Origin of the sequence: Pseudorhodobacter antarcticus, assembly GCF_900110135.1 — a bacterium.
Lineage (GTDB): Bacteria > Pseudomonadota > Alphaproteobacteria > Rhodobacterales > Rhodobacteraceae > Pseudorhodobacter > Pseudorhodobacter antarcticus.
Map to the genome: position 1 here is coordinate 125,499 of NZ_FOCO01000001.1, position 15,769 is coordinate 141,267.

General features: G+C 61.0%; 17 protein-coding genes. 7 read left to right on the plus strand and 10 right to left on the minus strand.

The window, feature by feature from the left end; translation table 11 throughout:
- Window positions 1–6: 6 nt before the first annotated feature.
- Both BMY36_RS00675 and map read right to left on the minus strand, forming a co-directional pair.
- Window positions 7–909 carry a hypothetical protein gene (locus BMY36_RS00675; protein ID WP_050521405.1) on the minus strand — a complete coding sequence of 301 codons (903 nt, stop codon included), beginning with the start codon at window positions 907–909 and terminating at the stop codon, window positions 7–9.
- 84 nt (window positions 910–993) lie between these two features.
- A complete protein-coding gene (map, locus tag BMY36_RS00680; RefSeq protein ID WP_139193894.1) occupies window positions 994–1,872 on the minus strand; it encodes a type I methionyl aminopeptidase in 879 nt (292 codons plus the stop codon).
- A 170-nt stretch (window positions 1,873–2,042) separates the two neighbouring features.
- Here map and BMY36_RS00685 point away from each other — a divergent pair, with 170 nt between their 5' ends.
- Genes BMY36_RS00685 through BMY36_RS00695 form a run of 3 tightly spaced genes read left to right on the plus strand, consistent with a single transcriptional unit; the run spans window position 2,043 to window position 4,436 of the window.
- Window positions 2,043–2,762 (plus strand): competence/damage-inducible protein A, encoded by a 720-nt coding sequence (locus tag BMY36_RS00685; RefSeq protein WP_050521407.1) that lies wholly within the window; start codon window positions 2,043–2,045, stop codon window positions 2,760–2,762.
- Window positions 2,759–3,466, plus strand: a complete 708-nt coding sequence (locus BMY36_RS00690) for a GNAT family N-acetyltransferase (protein WP_050521408.1) — start codon at window positions 2,759–2,761, stop codon at window positions 3,464–3,466. The genes BMY36_RS00685 and BMY36_RS00690 overlap by 4 nt, the downstream gene beginning before the upstream one ends.
- Window positions 3,467–3,470: 4 nt before the next feature.
- Entirely contained in the window at window positions 3,471–4,436 is a 966-nt protein-coding gene (locus tag BMY36_RS00695) for an OmpA family protein (protein WP_050521409.1), read from the plus strand.
- A 15-nt stretch (window positions 4,437–4,451) separates the two neighbouring features.
- Here the strand turns inward: BMY36_RS00695 and BMY36_RS00700 are convergent, their stop codons facing one another.
- On the minus strand, window positions 4,452–5,357 hold the full coding sequence (locus tag BMY36_RS00700; protein WP_050521410.1) for a LysR family transcriptional regulator: 906 nt from the start codon (window positions 5,355–5,357) through the stop codon (window positions 4,452–4,454).
- Between the two features lie 349 nt (window positions 5,358–5,706).
- On the opposite strand from BMY36_RS00700, the gene BMY36_RS00705 reads away from it, so the two are divergent.
- Complete coding sequence (locus BMY36_RS00705; RefSeq protein ID WP_050521411.1) at window positions 5,707–5,940, plus strand: EF-hand domain-containing protein; 234 nt, start codon at window positions 5,707–5,709, stop codon at window positions 5,938–5,940.
- A 27-nt stretch (window positions 5,941–5,967) separates the two neighbouring features.
- Here BMY36_RS00705 and BMY36_RS00710 read toward each other — a convergent pair whose 3' ends face one another.
- The 5 genes from BMY36_RS00710 to ilvD all read right to left on the minus strand — a co-directional run bounded on the left by BMY36_RS00710 (window position 5,968) and on the right by ilvD (window position 11,774).
- Window positions 5,968–7,983 (minus strand): NADPH-dependent 2,4-dienoyl-CoA reductase, encoded by a 2,016-nt coding sequence (locus BMY36_RS00710; RefSeq protein ID WP_050521412.1) that lies wholly within the window; start codon window positions 7,981–7,983, stop codon window positions 5,968–5,970.
- 173 nt (window positions 7,984–8,156) lie between these two features.
- Window positions 8,157–8,531 carry a hypothetical protein gene (locus BMY36_RS00715; protein WP_050521413.1) on the minus strand — a complete coding sequence of 125 codons (375 nt, stop codon included), beginning with the start codon at window positions 8,529–8,531 and terminating at the stop codon, window positions 8,157–8,159.
- A gap of 15 nt (window positions 8,532–8,546) precedes the next feature.
- A complete protein-coding gene (locus BMY36_RS00720) occupies window positions 8,547–9,320 on the minus strand; it encodes a DUF6478 family protein (protein WP_050521414.1) in 774 nt (257 codons plus the stop codon).
- 149 nt (window positions 9,321–9,469) lie between these two features.
- The gene (locus BMY36_RS00725; protein ID WP_139193890.1) at window positions 9,470–10,060 is read right to left on the minus strand and encodes a hypothetical protein; all 591 of its coding nucleotides are present in this window, start codon (window positions 10,058–10,060) and stop codon (window positions 9,470–9,472) included.
- Window positions 10,041–11,774, minus strand: a complete 1,734-nt coding sequence (gene ilvD / locus BMY36_RS00730) for a dihydroxy-acid dehydratase (protein ID WP_050521416.1) — start codon at window positions 11,772–11,774, stop codon at window positions 10,041–10,043. The genes BMY36_RS00725 and ilvD overlap by 20 nt, the downstream gene beginning before the upstream one ends.
- Window positions 11,775–11,895: 121 nt before the next feature.
- Between ilvD and BMY36_RS00735 the strand changes: the two genes are divergently transcribed.
- Window positions 11,896–12,567: a hypothetical protein gene (locus tag BMY36_RS00735; protein ID WP_050521417.1), complete on the plus strand. Its 672-nt coding sequence runs from the start codon at window positions 11,896–11,898 to the stop codon at window positions 12,565–12,567.
- On the plus strand, window positions 12,567–13,439 hold the full coding sequence (locus tag BMY36_RS00740) for a peptidoglycan DD-metalloendopeptidase family protein (RefSeq protein ID WP_050521418.1): 873 nt from the start codon (window positions 12,567–12,569) through the stop codon (window positions 13,437–13,439). The genes BMY36_RS00735 and BMY36_RS00740 overlap by 1 nt, the downstream gene beginning before the upstream one ends.
- A gap of 105 nt (window positions 13,440–13,544) precedes the next feature.
- Here BMY36_RS00740 and BMY36_RS19770 read toward each other — a convergent pair whose 3' ends face one another.
- Window positions 13,545–13,700, minus strand: coding sequence for a hypothetical protein (locus BMY36_RS19770; RefSeq protein WP_156215315.1), 156 nt, complete (start codon window positions 13,698–13,700; stop codon window positions 13,545–13,547).
- 170 nt (window positions 13,701–13,870) lie between these two features.
- Here BMY36_RS19770 and mbfA point away from each other — a divergent pair, with 170 nt between their 5' ends.
- Window positions 13,871–14,848: an iron exporter MbfA gene (gene mbfA / locus BMY36_RS00745; protein WP_050521419.1), complete on the plus strand. Its 978-nt coding sequence runs from the start codon at window positions 13,871–13,873 to the stop codon at window positions 14,846–14,848.
- Between the two features lie 14 nt (window positions 14,849–14,862).
- Here the strand turns inward: mbfA and BMY36_RS00750 are convergent, their stop codons facing one another.
- Window positions 14,863–15,684, minus strand: coding sequence for an LOG family protein (locus BMY36_RS00750; RefSeq protein ID WP_050521420.1), 822 nt, complete (start codon window positions 15,682–15,684; stop codon window positions 14,863–14,865).
- Between the last annotated feature and the right edge of the window lie 85 nt (window positions 15,685–15,769).

The window sequence follows — 15,769 nt, forward strand, 5'->3', positions numbered from 1 at the left end:
CGCGCCTTAGAACGTCGACAAAACGCCGGTCGCGACCGTGTTGCGGCGCGGGTTCATCGCCGTTTCGGCCACGCTGTTCAGCGGCACCGCGTTGGACGTGGCCCCCAGTGGCACGCTAAGCCCGATGCGCAAGGTGTTGATATTGCCCACGCCGCCCACATTGCTGCGCGCAAATTCCAGCGAGACCGCAGACCCTTGGCGCAAGGAACCGGACATATCATAGCTGGCCCCAAGACCGAATGTGGTGATGCCCGCGACATTGCTGATGGATGCATCGGTTAACCCGCCAAACACGGTCCAGCTTTCATTGGCGCGAAACGACCCGGCAAGGCCAAGGGCGTTCAGGCCAAGCGATGCACCGCCGTTCGACACGGTGCTGCGCGCAAAGCTGCCGCCAAGGGTGACTTGGTCAGACACTTGGAACCGGCCCGCGATGCCCAGATCGGTGATGTCGGTGCCTGCGGCCAAGTTTGGGCTGGTGTTGGATTTGCCCAAAAACCCGGTGACCTTGACTTGGTCCACGTCATACCCGCCCAAAAGCCCGTAGGAATGGACCGAAACATCACTCGTCAGGCCCGTTGCATCCACCGATGCGGTTTCGCCATACGCCCCAAGGCTGACCCCATTGCCAAACCCATAAGCGGCAAAAACCCCTGCCGACAGCGCGCTGACATTGCCCGTAAGCCCGTTTTTGCTGCCGCGCACGCCGGAAATATCGGCCCCGAATTTCAGGCCATTGCCAAGGTCATAGCCAAAGCGCCCATCAATGCTGGGGGTGTGCAAAGTGCCCAAACCGCTGATATCGCTAAGGCCGTAACCGACCGTCACCGACCCATCAAACGTTTGCGCGAACAGGGCGCAGGGCAACAGCGCTGCCACCCCGAGGGGGAGGATTAAGTTGAATTTCATGACCACTCTCGATTGTTTTTTTGTTTTTTGACGCCTCAAAGCCTACAATCACACAGAATGGGATTTCGATCAATGGGTTGCTGTTTAGGTGTCAAAGGCCACTTTATACAGCCCTGCGGGCGAGGCGGTGAAAATGTCCGCGCCCGTGGCCGTGATGCCGATGGAATGTTCGTATTGCGCGCTTAACTTGCCATCGCGGGTCACGGCGGTCCATTCATCGGCCAACACCTCGGTTTCGGGGCGGCCCATGTTGACCATCGGTTCGATTGTGAAAAACATGCCTTCTTCCAGAACGGCGGTGCGGTCCTGGACAGCACGGCGCAAGCTGGGGATTCTGGCACCCGACACTTTGTTGCCCTGCGCGTCGATTTGGAAATTGGCGTAATGCAGCACGTTGGGCAGGGAATGGAACACGCGGCCAATACCATGGCCACAAAAATCGCGCACCACGGACAGGCCGTTTTTTTCAACATAGGACTGGATCGCATAGGCGATATCGCCAAAGGTGTTGCCGGGGCGCGCCGCCTCAATCCCCAGCATAAGGCTGTCATAGGTGACTTGGATAAGGCGTTTGGCATAGGGTTTGGGCGTGCCTGCAACGTACATGCGGCTGGTGTCGCCAAACCAGCCATCGACGATCACCGTGGTGTCGATATTCAAAATATCACCATCGCGGATCACATCATTGGCGCGTTTGGGAATTTTGCTGCCGGGGATGCCGTGGCACACCACATGGTTCACCGAAATACACGACGCATGTTGATACCCGCGATAGCCGATGGTGGCGGATGTGACGCCGCGACGTTCCACCTCGGCCAGCACAAAGGCGTCGAGTTCGGCAGTGGTGACGCCCGGCACAACCAAAGGGCCGATCAGATCGAGGATTTCGGATGCAACCCGACCTGCGGCCTGCATCCCAGCGAAATCAGCATCCTCATGGATGCGAATACCGTCTTTTGTCATCCGTCCGCGCGTATCGTCCAAAACTGTCGCCTCATGCTGATCGCTTTGGCGCGGTATTTACGGCAGATGCGCGAAAATGGCCAGACCTTGCGGGTGGGGCGTGTTTTTTCAGGTTTGAAAGGGGGCGCGGCGCGCCTATACCAAGGGCACATATTTCAAGGAGCGCCCAAATGGCCAACCCCACCGCCGCAATGCTGGTTATCGGAGACGAGATTTTGTCGGGGCGCACGCGCGACAGCAACATGCATTTTCTGGCCGGCGAATTGACGCGCCACGGGATTACCTTGGCCGAAGCGCGGGTGGTATCGGATGACCGCGCGGCGATTATTGCGGCGGTCAATGCGCTGCGGGGCGCGTTTGACAATGTGTTCACATCGGGCGGCATTGGCCCCACCCATGATGATATCACGGCCGAGGCGATTGCGGGCGCGTTTGGGGTGCCGATCACCCAACGCGCCGATGCGATGGCCCTGCTGGCCGCGCATTATGACCGCGCAGGGATGCCGTTTAATGAGGCCCGACAGCGCATGGCGCGTATCCCCGATGGGGCGACGTTGATTGATAACCCGATTTCCACCGCCCCCGGTTTCACGCTGGGCAATGTGCATGTGATGGCGGGGGTGCCGAATATCTTTCAAGCAATGGTGGCAAGCGTGTTGCCCACCCTGACCGGCGGCGCACCATTGTTAAGCCAATCCCTGCGCGTGAACCGGGGCGAAGGCGAGGTGGCGGACCCGTTTGGCGCGCTGGCCGCGCAATACCCGGACCTGTCGATGGGGTCGTATCCGTTCACGCAAAACGGGGTTTTTGGCACCAATTTGGTGATACGCGGCACGGATGCGGCGCAAATTGATGCGGCGATGGTGCGGCTTGTGGTGCTGTTTGCATGACACCCGCGCAGATTTATGCGGTGCTGGATGCCACTTGGCCCGCGTTTGCCAGCACGCGGCACGGCGCGTGGTTGATACGCGAAGGGCGCGGTGGCGGGCAACGGGCAATCGCAACCACCGCGATAGAGGCGGGCGGGGATATCGCGGTGGCCGAGGCGGCGATGGCCGCTTTGGGCCAACCGTTCCTGTTTATGATCCGCGCGGGCGATGATGATTTGGACGCGGGCCTGGCGGCGCGCGGCTATGTTTTGCACGACCCGGTGGTGATTTGCGCGGCCCCGGTGGCGGATTTGGTAGACCCCGATCTGTCGCCAATGGCCGCTTTTGCGGTTTGGCCGCCCCTTAGCATTGCGCAGCAATTGTGGCTGGAGGCGGGGCTGGACCAAGGGCGGCTGGACGTAATGGGCCGCGCGCAAGGCCCGCAAACCAGCATTTTGGGCCGGGTGCAGGACCGCGCGGCGGGCGTGGCCTTTGTTGCCTGTTATGGCGATACTGCGATGCTGCACGCGCTGGAGGTGATGCCCGCCTTTCGCCGCCAAGGCACGGCTGGCAAGATCATGCGCAAAGCCGCCGCTTGGGCCCAAGATGCAGGGGCGCAGACGTTGTGTTTGGCGGTGACCACGGGCAATGTGCCGGCGCGCGCCCTTTACGCATCGCTGGGGATGCGGGTTGTGGGGCAGTATCATTACCGCAAACAGGGGTAGGCTGATGATAAAGAGATTTGTGCTGTGCATGGCGTTGGTGGGCGGACCTGCCCATGCCTTCACGCTGGAATTTCCCGGCCCCGCAATTAACACTGTGGCCCCCGTGCCTGCACGCGCCAGTTACGGGCTGCCGACCGGGCCGTGGACAGGGCACGGGGAGACCGGGGGGGCGGTGCCCACAGATGCGATCAACGGCACGGTGGAACGCGCGGCATGGGCGATTGACACGCCCAAACTGGCCACGCTGGATTTGATGGCGGCGCTGCGCGCGCAACTGGTTGCCGCCGGGTTTTCGGTGGTGTTTGACTGCGACACCACGACCTGCGGCGGGTTTGATTTCCGCTTTGCGATTGATGTGCTGCCGGAACCCGAAATGCATGTGGATTTGGGGGATTTTCGGTTTTTATCGGTGCGGCGCAGCACGGCGCAAGGCCCCGAGGCGATTGGCCTAATGGTCAGCCGGTCCACCGCGCGGGGGTTTGTGCAAATGACGCGGGCCGTGGCCGATGCGGGGCCCGCGCTGTTTGCGGCGACGAACCGGGCCGCCGATGGGCTGGCCCTGCCTCTGACGCCGCGCCCGATTCTGCCCGCGCTTGGCACGATGGAGGGGTTGATGACAGGCGGTGCGGTGGTGTTGCAGGGGTTGGATTTTGGCACCGGCGCGGCGGAATTGACCGATGGGCGTTATGCCGCACTGGCCGCATTGGCGGCGTGGCTGGCGGCAAACCCAGATAAAACGGTGGCGCTGGTGGGTCATACCGATGCATCGGGGGGCTTGGACGGCAATATCGTGATTTCCAAACGCCGCGCGGCGTCCGTGCGCACCCGTTTGATTGAGGCGTATGGCGTGCCGGGCGCGCAAATTGAGGCGCAAGGCGTGGGCTATTTGGCCCCCATTGCCAGCAATGCAACAGAGGCGGGGCGGCAAAAAAACCGAAGGGTCGAGGCTGTTTTAACCTCGACCCCTTGATAGGTTAGCGTTGCTTTACCACGCATCCGGCCCTTTGTCAGCATAGCGGCGGGCCAGAAAGTCGATGAAGGCGCGCACTTTTGGCTGCGTGAAACGGCCCGGCGGATAGACGGCGTAAACCCCAAGCGTTTCAATGGGCAGGCCGGGAATCGCCTCCTCCACCTGTCCGTTTTTCAACGCTTCGGCATAGAGGAATGAGGGCAGATAAGCGATGCCAAGGCCGGAAATCGCGGCGTTCAGCAAGGATTGACCGTCATTCACCGTCAACCAGCCCGCCGTGCGCACTTGGCGTTTTTCACCCGATGGGGCCGGAATTTTCCACACGTTGCCATTGGCTTGGTTGGAATAATGCAGCAGTTTATGGTCGTTCAGATCGTCGATTTTCATCGGGCGACCGTATTTCTGGAAATAATTGGGTGACGCGATCATCCGTTTGGATGTTTCCGTCAGTTTCCGCGCCCGCAGGCTGCTGTCCTCTAGGTCGCCAATCCGAACGGCCATATCGAACCCTTCGGAAATCAGTTCCACATAGCGGTTGTTCAGCACCATGTTGACCGTGATGTCGGGATATTCGAGCAGAAAATCCCCCAAAATCGGTGACAACAGGTTCACGCCGAAATCCGTCGCCACAGAGATGCGCAACAAGCCAGACGGCGCGGATTGCATCGAGGTCACCAAGGCGTCCGCCTCTCCGGCATCGTTCAGGACGCGGCGGGCGCGGTCGTAATAGGCAAGCCCGATTTCAGTCGGGCTGACACGGCGGGTGGTGCGGTTCAGCAGTCGCGCGCCCAAACGCGCCTCCAGCGCCGAGACGTGTTTGGAGACTGCGGATTTCGAAATCCCCATCTTTTTCGCCGCATCGGTAAAGCCGCCTTGGTCCACGACAGTGGCGAAGGCTTCCATTTCGGTTAGTCGATCCATTGTTTTCCCCATGCGGTGAGTGCAGGTCTATGCCCCCTTACTGTTCCCCAATTCGGGCAGGATCTGGGCGCTGGCGCGTTCAGTCCGGGGTAATACCAAGGATCGTTAATGGCATGGAAACAAAACGGGGCGGCAAAAGGGCGCTGATTCTGGGTGGTTTGCTGCGCGGGAAAAGGGATGCGCGCGGGCGAACGGCGGGAAATTGTTTCGCATTGCAGCCGTGATAGGCGCAGTTTCGTCTGGGGTTTCCGCCTATGCGTGTGCAGACTGGAACGGTGTTCCGGGTCGGGTTAGATCTGTGGTTAAGCGGGGGCATGGTGCCGCCGCGATGATCCCGAAAGGATACATAATGACACGTTTGATGATTGCCCTTGGCCTGATCGCTGGACTGTCTGCACCCGCGCTGGCCCAAGACCTGCCCATTGATGCAGATGCAAACGGCGCGTGGTCGATGGACGAATTGAAAGTCACCTATCCCAACCTGACCGAGGAGGTGTTTGCCGCGATGGACACCACCGCCGATGGTCAGATTGATGTGGGCGAATATGAGGCGGCGATGGGCGCGAACTTGTTGTCACAGTAAAAGCGCCGAATCGAACCGGGGGGGCGCTTAAAACTGCGCCCCCAGCCGCGCGCCTTGGTCAATCGCGCGTTTCGCGTCCAATTCCGCCGCGACATCCGCGCCGCCAATGATATGGGGCGTTTGCCCTGCCGCGATCAGCGCATCGGCCAAGTCGCGGTTGGGCACTTGGCCGGTACACAAAACGATCGTATCCACCGCCAACAATTCCGGCCCCGCCGCCGTGCCCAGTTGCAACCCTTGCGGCACCACCGCGTCATATGTCACACCGCCACGCATTTGCACCTGTTTCATCGCCAATGCGGCACGGTGAATCCAGCCTGTGGTTTTACCCAGCCGCCGCCCCGGTTTTTCCGCCTTGCGCTGCAACAGCGTCACCGCGCGCGCGGGTGGTCCGGGTTGCGGGCCAGCGGCCGCCAGCCCCCCCGCCACATCGGCCGGGTCGCCCACGCCCCATTCGCGTTTCCACAAATCCAAATCTTCGGTCGCGCTGACGCCTTGGTGCACCAGAAATTCCGACACATCAAACCCGATGCCGCCCGCGCCCACCACGGCCACGCGTTTGCCCACGGGTGCACCGCGCAACACCGCCTCATACCCCAGCACATGGGGCGCATCTTGGCCCGCAATCTCTGGGTCGCGCGGGGTGACGCCGGTGGCGATCACCACCTCATCAAACCCGGCCAAATCGGCAGGGGTGGCGCGATGGTTCAGGCGCAACGTCACGCCCGCGTGGTCCAGACTGGTGGCAAACCAATCGACCAGCCCGCGAAACTCCTCCTTGCCGGGGATTACTTTGGCAAGGTTCAAAAGCCCCCCCACCTCCGCCGCCGCCTCAAACAAGGTGGCGTGGTGGCCCCGCCCGGCGGCGACAATCGCGCACATCATGCCCGCAGCCCCCGCCCCCACAATCGCCACGCGTTTGGGCGTGTCGGTGGGCGCATAGGTCAATTCCGTTTCCGCACAGGCCCGCGGGTTCACCAAACACGATGTCAGTTTGCCGCTGAACGTATGGTCCAGACAGGCCTGATTGCAGGCAATACAAGGCGCGATTTCCGCTGCACGGCCTGCCGCCGCCTTGGCGACAAAATCGGGGTCCGCAAGAAAAGGCCGCGCCATCGACACCATATCGGCTTGGCCGCTGGCCAAAATCCCCTCTGCCACCTCCGGCGTGTTGATGCGGTTGGAGGTGATGACGGGGATGGACACTTCGGGCCGCAACCGCTGGGTCAACCACGCAAACGCCGCGCGGGGCACGGATGTGGCGATGGTCGGCACCCGCGCTTCATGCCAGCCAATCCCAGTGTTCAGCATGGTGGCCCCCGCCGCCTCCACCGCGCGGGCCAGCAGCACGACTTCCTCCCACGTCGATCCATCGGGGATCAAATCAATCAAGCTGATGCGGTAAATCAGGATAAACTTTGGCCCTACGGCGTCACGCACACGGCGCACGACTTCGACGGGCAGGCGCATCCGGTTGGCATAATCGCCCCCCCAACCGTCGGTGCGTTTGTTGGTGTGGCGGGCGAGGAACTGGTTCAGGAAATACCCCTCCGACCCCATAATCTCCACCCCGTCATAGCCCGCCTGTTGGGCGCGCGCGGCGGCGGTGACAATGGCAGCGACCTGCGCCTCGATCCCCTCCGCATCCAGCGCGCGCGGGGCAAACGGCGAAATGGGCGACTTTACGGCGGATGCCGACACGCAATCCTTGCTGTAGGCATAGCGCCCCGCGTGCAAAATCTGCATCGCAATCCGGCCGCCCGCAGCATGCACGGCGTCCGTCACGCGCAGATGGTTGGCTATATCTTGCGGCGTATACAGCCCCGCCGCCCCCGGAAACACGCCCCCTTCGGCATTGGGCGCCATGCCACCTGTCACGATCAACGCAACCCCACCCCGCGCGCGTGTGGCATAAAATTCCGCCACCCGCGCCCAATCGCCCGTCTCCTCCAGCCCCGTGTGCATCGACCCCATCACCACCCGGTTGGGCAAAGTGACAAAGCCCAGATCAAGGGGCGCAAGCATGTGGGGATAAAGGGTCATGGTGGGGCCTTTCACTGCAACACCTTTAACATGGCGCGACAGCGCGCGCCTGTCACGCCCAACGCGGCGTCACCAATTCATCTTGGTAAAAATACCTAACAGGCGTTGGCCACAGGGACGGGCCGCAGGTACGGGCCACACAGACGGGCGGCCCGTAACCGCCCCGGCAATCGTCAGCCCATCGTTTCCAAACAATGCCGCCGAAACGCCCGTTTCAGCATGTCCAATTCAGCGCGCAGCAAATCCATCTCGGCGCGAATGTCGTCTTCCATCACGACCCCGGTGATGATGGTGAAATGTGCCAACTTGTCGCCCGATGCCGCCTCACGGATCAAAAATGTCTGCACCCCTTCGGACAGCGCCTCCGCCGGGATGGGCACGCGCACGGCCCAAGTGCCGGGGCAGTCGGCCACTTCGGTCACGCTCACACCTGCGATGTGCGCTTCCAGATGCAGCACCTCCAGCGCGGGCTGGCCGTTTGTGCCGCTTAACACGCCTTCCCAAACCCCGGCGCGCAGCCGGGTTTTGACCAGTCTTACATCACTCATGCCGCATCTCCTGCTTCACAATTCCGCCCGCGGCCTGCGCGAGAAGGTCACATCGCGCAAAATGATCTGGTTCATTTCGGGGCCTTCAAAGATCAGGTCGACCCAAATCCGTTCCACCCGCTTTTCGTTCAATTTGGTATAGGCAAGATCAAACTCAACCTTCACCTCCGTCTCATTCAGCGGCAATTCGCGCACGACCTGTTCGACGTTTGGACCATGTTTGATGTTCAGCCGCGCGAAAATTTCCAGCGGCTTTTCCATTTCCACAATCGCGTCCAGCCGGATCAGATGGTTCAGGCGCAACCCTTCCACCGCCTCGGGCGGCAGTTCCAGCACCAAGGACAGGAACGACCCGTCGAACCGAAACACGTCCATGCGCAACCCAAACGGGGCCAGATCGGATTCGCGGGTGTTGCGGACTTGGCGCAGGGTCAATTCGCTGGCGCGACAATCGTGAAACACGGTGGCCCCTTCGCACACCATCGCTTTGTTTTGCACGGTCGAAAATCCCGGCACAGGAATAGGGCCTTTCCACAGCATCGGCCGCCACGCCCAATCTGTGCCCATCGGTTTGCGGATCGCGTTGGAGCCGATAACAGGCAACGCAAGTTGATGTTCGGCCAGATGGATCACCCGGTCCAGATTGCGTCGCAGCGACAAGGCTTGCCTGCGATAGCTGCGCAAGCTTTCCAAATCCAGACCACCCGCAAAATCGGCAAGCCTGCGCCAGCGCCGCAAAACGCTGCGGTGCATCAGCTTGTCGATCAATCTGTCCCCTTGTTTCGCCATGATACGCGCCGTCACTTTGCTGTTGGGTCACACCGACCGGTCACCAGATGCATTGTTTACCAAATGGAAACACAAACCTTATCGGCCCAAAACCCTTAAGACTCCAGCCTCGTTCCCACCCTTTGTTCAAATTATCCCGAAAAACGGCGTCACAGCCCGTTGGCCCCGCGCACCGCCGCGACAAATTGGCGGATGCGCGTGTTGGCCGCGTCCGCCACCAAGGCTTGGCCCTGCCGCGCGCGCACGGTCAGCGTGACCAACTGATCCCCCACCCGTAAAAACGCGCGCCACGCGGGCAGGGTTTGCCCCTGCGCCCCCCGCGTCAGCGACAAGATCACCGCGCCTTGATATTCAACCACGCTTTGCACCGCAATCTGGTCGCGGCTGTCTGCACCGCGCAAGGCGGCTGAACCTTCGGCGGATGCGAAATAACGGGCCATCGCGGCGTGGGTCAAGGTCACACCTTCGGCGCTGCCGGGGCCGCCCACGGTTGCGGTCAGCACAGCGCCCGTGCCGTCACTGTCACAGCGGGCAAAGGCCATAAAGCCAGCGCCTGCCACCGATGTGCGCGTATCGGGCAGCGGGCAAAACCCCGCAGGCCCGACCAGCGCCACATTCGACACCATTGCGCCTTGCGGGGCCGCACTGCCCCCAAACCCCGGCAAACCGCCACTGGTATTGACGGGCACGCAGCCCGCCAATACCAGCGGCAAGATCGCCTTACTGATCCATGTAGACATGCCGTTCCTCACGCGCGCCGGGGTGCGTGACCGCCCCCAAACGTGCGCCACCCACAAGGCGGGCGTATTTCCACAAAGCGCCGCTGTCATATTCGGTCTGGCGCGGGCCTTTCCAATTGGCCTTGCGCGCGGCCAGCTCTGCATCGGTCAACGCGACGGAAAGTTCACCGGTGATCGCGTTCAGGGTAATCACATCGCCGTTTTGCAACAGGGCAATCGGGCCACCATGCGCCGCCTCTGGGCCCACATGGCCCACGCAGAACCCGCGGGTTGCGCCCGAAAAACGACCATCGGTGATCAGCGCCACCTTTTTGCCCATGCCTTGACCCGACAGGGCGGCGGTGGTGGACAACATTTCGCGCATACCGGGGCCACCTGCGGGGCCTTCATTGCGGATTACGATCACTTCGCCTTCTTTGTATTGGCGGGCTTTGACGGCCTCAAACGCCTCTTCCTCGGACTCGAACACGCGGGCGGGGCCGGTAAAGATTTGCTCCGCCTCGGACATGCCTGCGACTTTTACAATCGCGCCTTCGGGGGCCAAGTTGCCTTTCAGGCCCACAACGCCGCCGGTTTTGGTGATCGGAGACCCGATGGAATAAATCACGCGGCCATCCGCCTCACCTTCAATCCGGTCCAACTCCTCGCCCATGGAACGGCCCGAAGCGGTCATGCAATCTTCGTGGATCAGGCCCGCTTTGCGCAATTCCTTCATCACAATCGGCACGCCGCCCGCCTCATACAAATCCTTGGACACATATTGCCCGCCGGGTTTCAGATCGACGAAATAGGGCGTGTCGCGGAAAATTTCGCAAACATCGGATAGGTCGAAATCAATCCCCGCCTCATGCGCGATTGCGGGCAAATGCAGGCCCGCGTTGGTGGACCCGCCTGTGCAGGCCACAATGCGCGCGGCGTTTTGCAGGGATTTCAGCGTGACAATATCGCGCGCGCGGATATTTTTCTCGATCAGGTTCATCACGGCAACGCCGGACGCTTCACCATATTGGTCGCGACTTTCATATGGCGCAGGCGCGCCCGAAGAATTCAACAGCGCCAAACCAATCGCCTCACTCACACAGGCCATTGTGTTGGCGGTGAACTGACCACCACACGCGCCTGCCGATGGGCAGGCGACACGTTCCAGAATTTCCAATTCCGCATCGGTCATGTTCCCGGCTTGGTGCTTGCCCACCGCCTCAAACACGTCTTGCACGGTGACATCCTTGCCATTCAAACGGCCCGGCAAAATCGACCCGCCATAGATGAACACCGATGGGGTGTTCAACCGCACCATCGCCATCATCATCCCCGGCAAGGATTTGTCGCAGCCCGCAAGCCCCACAATCGCGTCATAGCAATGCCCGCGCATGGTCAATTCCACACTGTCTGCAATCGCCTCACGGCTGGCCAATGACGACCGCATCCCTTCATGGCCCATCGCGATACCATCGGTCACGGTGATGGTGGTAAATTCGCGGGGTGTGCCGCCGCCCTTTTTCACGCCGCCTTTGACGGCCTGCGCTTGCCGGTTCAGGGAAATGTTGCACGGTGCAGCCTCATTCCAGCAGGTGGCCACGCCAACCCACGGCTGGTGGATCTCCTGCTCCGTGATGCCCATCGCATAGAAATAGCTGCGGTGCGGCGCGCGCGATGGCCCTTCGGTCACATGGCGGCTGGGAAGTTTGGATTTGTCAAAACGGGCATTGGTCATGGCTGGTCCTTTCGGGAAATCGCTTGGCCAAACGGATAAAGCGGCGCGGCGCATCGGGCAAGCCGTGATTGCGCGCCGTTTGCCGCAGGGATAGGTTTTTTTGATCGGGAAAGGCGGGGCCATGCGCGCGATAACATCTTATGACACGCTGGAACGGTTGGGGCGGGTGCGGTTGTCGCAGCATTTTTACGCGCGCGATTTTCTGTATTCGGAAATTGGCAATGTGCATGCCATCCCGAACTTGCCCGGTGATGTGGATTTGTTTGTCGCGGCGGGTGCTGCGTTTTGCACCCAATTGCTGGACCCATTGGTGGAAACATTCGGGCCCATTGCTGTGCGGTCCGCTTACCGCAGCCCGACAGTGAACGGGTTTGGCAATGCGCATAACCTGAAATGCGCGCGCAATGATGCCAATCACGCGGGCCATATCTGGGACAACCGCGATGCAGCAGGCCGCATGGGGGCGTGCGTGTCCATCGTGGTGCCGTGGTTTGCGGACCAATACGCGCAGGGCCGCGACTGGCGCGACCTTGCGTGGTGGGTGCATGACCATTTGCCCCATCATGAAATGTGGTTTTTCCCCATCAACGCCGCGTTCAACCTGACATGGCGTGACGCGCCTGCGCGTGTCATCTCCTCCTACGTCGCGCCGCGCGGAAAACTGCTTGCGGCAGGGGCCGATCCGGTTGAAACCTTGGTGCAACGCCGCGCGCGATACGCCGATTTCCCACCCTTTCGCGGTATCGCCTATCCTCCCCTCCCGGCCCAATGGGCCAAGCCAAAGGACATATGATGCCCGATTACCCAACCCTCGCCGCCCGCCTGACAGGCCAACCCGACCTTTACACAGCCCTGATGGGATTGGGCCCGGCAGAGCTTGCCCCCCTGCTGGCCGCTTGCGATGCCGATGTGGCGGCGCGGTTGCAATCGGTCGACCAAAGGCTGCTGCGCGCGATTTTGCGCGCAGGCGCGGGGGGCGAGGCGGTGACAGGCGCGGGCGCATTGCGCGATCATTTGGCAACGGTTGATGTGGCCCCGATGTTTGCCCCCGCGATCATGGACGGCCCCAGCATCGCCCTGCCCACCGCAGGCCAAATCGCGGATATGCCCGCGTTTTCGGACCGCGCGTTTGACACTTGGTTCACCGCGCAAAACGTGCCCTACGGCATCGGCCTGTACGGGGAACACCGCCATGTTTACGCCACCCCCCAATTTGCCGACCGCGCCAGCGTGGAACGCCGCACGGTGCATATGGGCATCGACGTATTCGCCCCCGCAGGCACGCCCGTTCATGCGCCATTGGCGGGTGTGGTGCGGTCCGTGGTCTATAACGCCGACCCGTTGGATTACGGCCATACGTTGATTTTGCAGCATGACGGCCCCGCGCCGTTTTACACGCTTTACGGCCATATGGGCGCCACCTTGTCGGGGCTGTGCGCCGTGGGCGACCGGGTAACTCCCGGCCAGATTATCGCACATTTCGGCGACTGGCATGAAAACGGCGGTTGGGCGCCCCATCTGCATTTCCAAGTGATGTCCACGATGCTGGACCAAAACGACGGTAATTTCTTTGGCGTCGGGCACAAAGGGCTATGGCCCGTTTGGTCGCAAATTTGCCCCGACCCGAACTTGATTTTGCGGTTGGACGCGGGGCGGTTTCTATAGGTCGCACAGCGCGCCAAAAACACCCTGTTTGCGACCCTTGCGGGTCACGCGTTCGGCAGTATTCATGCGGCCCCCTGTTCCAAGGGGCAGCTTAACGTAACCAGGTCAACGCAAGCAAACCGAAGGCGTGGTGGCGGCGGTGCAACCTTGACTGGTGGGGGCTGGGTCGGGGAAGGTCAGGCGCGGCAGATCTGGCATTGGCTGAGCAAAAGCGGGCAGGCCCAGAACAGCAAAAAAGGCAGCGGCGTAAAGCGTTTTCATGGCGCGTCCTCTCAAAATGAAGCGATTGATTTAGTTAAAGGTGCGCCACCGTGCCTGCATTTTCAATCTAACCGTTCGGTTTAGCTATTTTGCAATCAATGGATTGCGCTCAAAGTTGGGACGCGCTACTTTAGAACCATTCTAAATATTCCAGCCCAAGAAGGTTCCCCATGATCCCCGGCTTTTCCAACCGCCGCCGCTTTTCCGACCTGTCGGAACAAGAAATCCTCGCCCTCGCCATTTCGTCCGAGGAGGATGACGGCCAGATTTATCGCGGTTACGCCGAAAAACTGCGCGCCGATTTCCCCGCCTCCGCCGCCGTGTTTGATGGCATGGCCGAGGAGGAGGACGGCCACCGCAAACGCCTGATTGATTTGCACGTCGCGCGGTTTGGCAAGGTCATCCCCCTCATCCGGCGCGAACATGTCGCAGGCTTTTACGCGCGCCGCCCGGTGTGGTTGACCGAAAATCTGGGGTTGGAAAAAATTCGCGGCGAAGCAGCCGGAATGGAGCAGGAGGCGCATGCGTTTTACATGCGCGCAGCCAGCCACACCACGGACGCCGCCACCCGCAAACTGCTGGGCGATTTGGCGGCGGCAGAGGCGGCGCATAAGACCCTTGCAGGCGAATTGGAGGCCGAACACTTAGGTGCAGATGCAAGGTCCGAGGAGGACCGCACCGCGCACCGCCAATTCGTGCTGACATGGGTGCAGCCCGGTTTGGCGGGGTTGATGGATGGGTCAGTGTCCACCCTTGCGCCGATTTTCGCCGTGGCCTTTGCCACGATGGACAACCACACAACCTTGCTGGTGGGCCTTGCCGCCGCCATCGGGGCCGGGATTTCGATGGGCTTTACCGAGGCCGCATCCGATGACGGGCAACTGTCGGGGCGCGGATCACCGATCAAACGCGGCATCGCGGCGGGGGTGATGACCACGCTTGGCGGGCTGGGCCACGCCTTGCCCTACCTGCTGTCTGATTTCTGGACCGCCACCATTCTGGCAATCGCCATTGTGTTTGTCGAACTGTGGGCGATTGTCTGGATTCAAAACCGCTATATGCAAACCCCGTTTTTGCGCGCCACCTTTCAGGTGGTGTTGGGGGGCGCATTGGTGCTGGGTGCGGGCATGTTAATCGGTGCGGGCTAAGGGTGGTTTTGGGGTCAGCAGGCTTTTGGCCATGCATCGATGATCTCAATCGCCTCTTCAGCGGTTTCGACAAAGCGGAACAGGTGCAAATCCTCTGCGGCGATGGTGCCTGCGTCCGCAAGCGCCTCCCAATTGATGATGTTTTCCCAAAACTCGCGGCCAAACAGCAAGAAGGGCACGCGTTTCATGCGGCCAGACTGAATCAGGGTTAGGCTTTCAAACAGCTCGTCCAGCGTGCCAAAACCGCCAGGAAACACACAGATCGCAGCGGCGCGCATCAGGAAATGCATTTTGCGGATCGCGAAATAGTGGAAATTAAAGCACAAATCCGGCGTCACATATTCGTTCGGGGCCTGTTCATGCGGCAACACGATGTTCAGGCCGATGCTTTGGCCCCCCGCCTCATGCGCGCCACGGTTTCCCGCCTCCATCACGCCCGGCCCGCCGCCGGTGACAATGACGTTTTCGCGGCCATAGCTGGCTATAGAGCGTTCGGTCATGATAAACGCAAATTTCTGCGCCTCTGCATAGTATTTTGACAGATCGGCAAGGGTTTGTGTGCGGGCTGTCGCCTTGTTTTCCGGGGCGGGGATGCGGGCACCACCGAACAAAACGATGGTGGATTCGATGCCGCGTTCGTCCATCACCAGCTGCGGTTTCAGCAGTTCAAGTTGCAGGCGGACGGGGCGCAGCTCCTCTCGGCACATGAAATCATTGTCGTTGAAGGCGAGGCGATAGGCAGGCGCGCGCGTTTGGGGGGTGTCGGGGATGTCGCGAATGGCGCGGACATCTTGCTGGCTGTCGCGAAATGGGTGTTTGCGGGCATCGTCTTTCATTGGGATTCCTTGGTCTGCAATTGCGGGACGTTCTATCTGTGTTTATAGGGTTGGGCCAAGCCTGGCCACTGCAAAGGATTTTAAG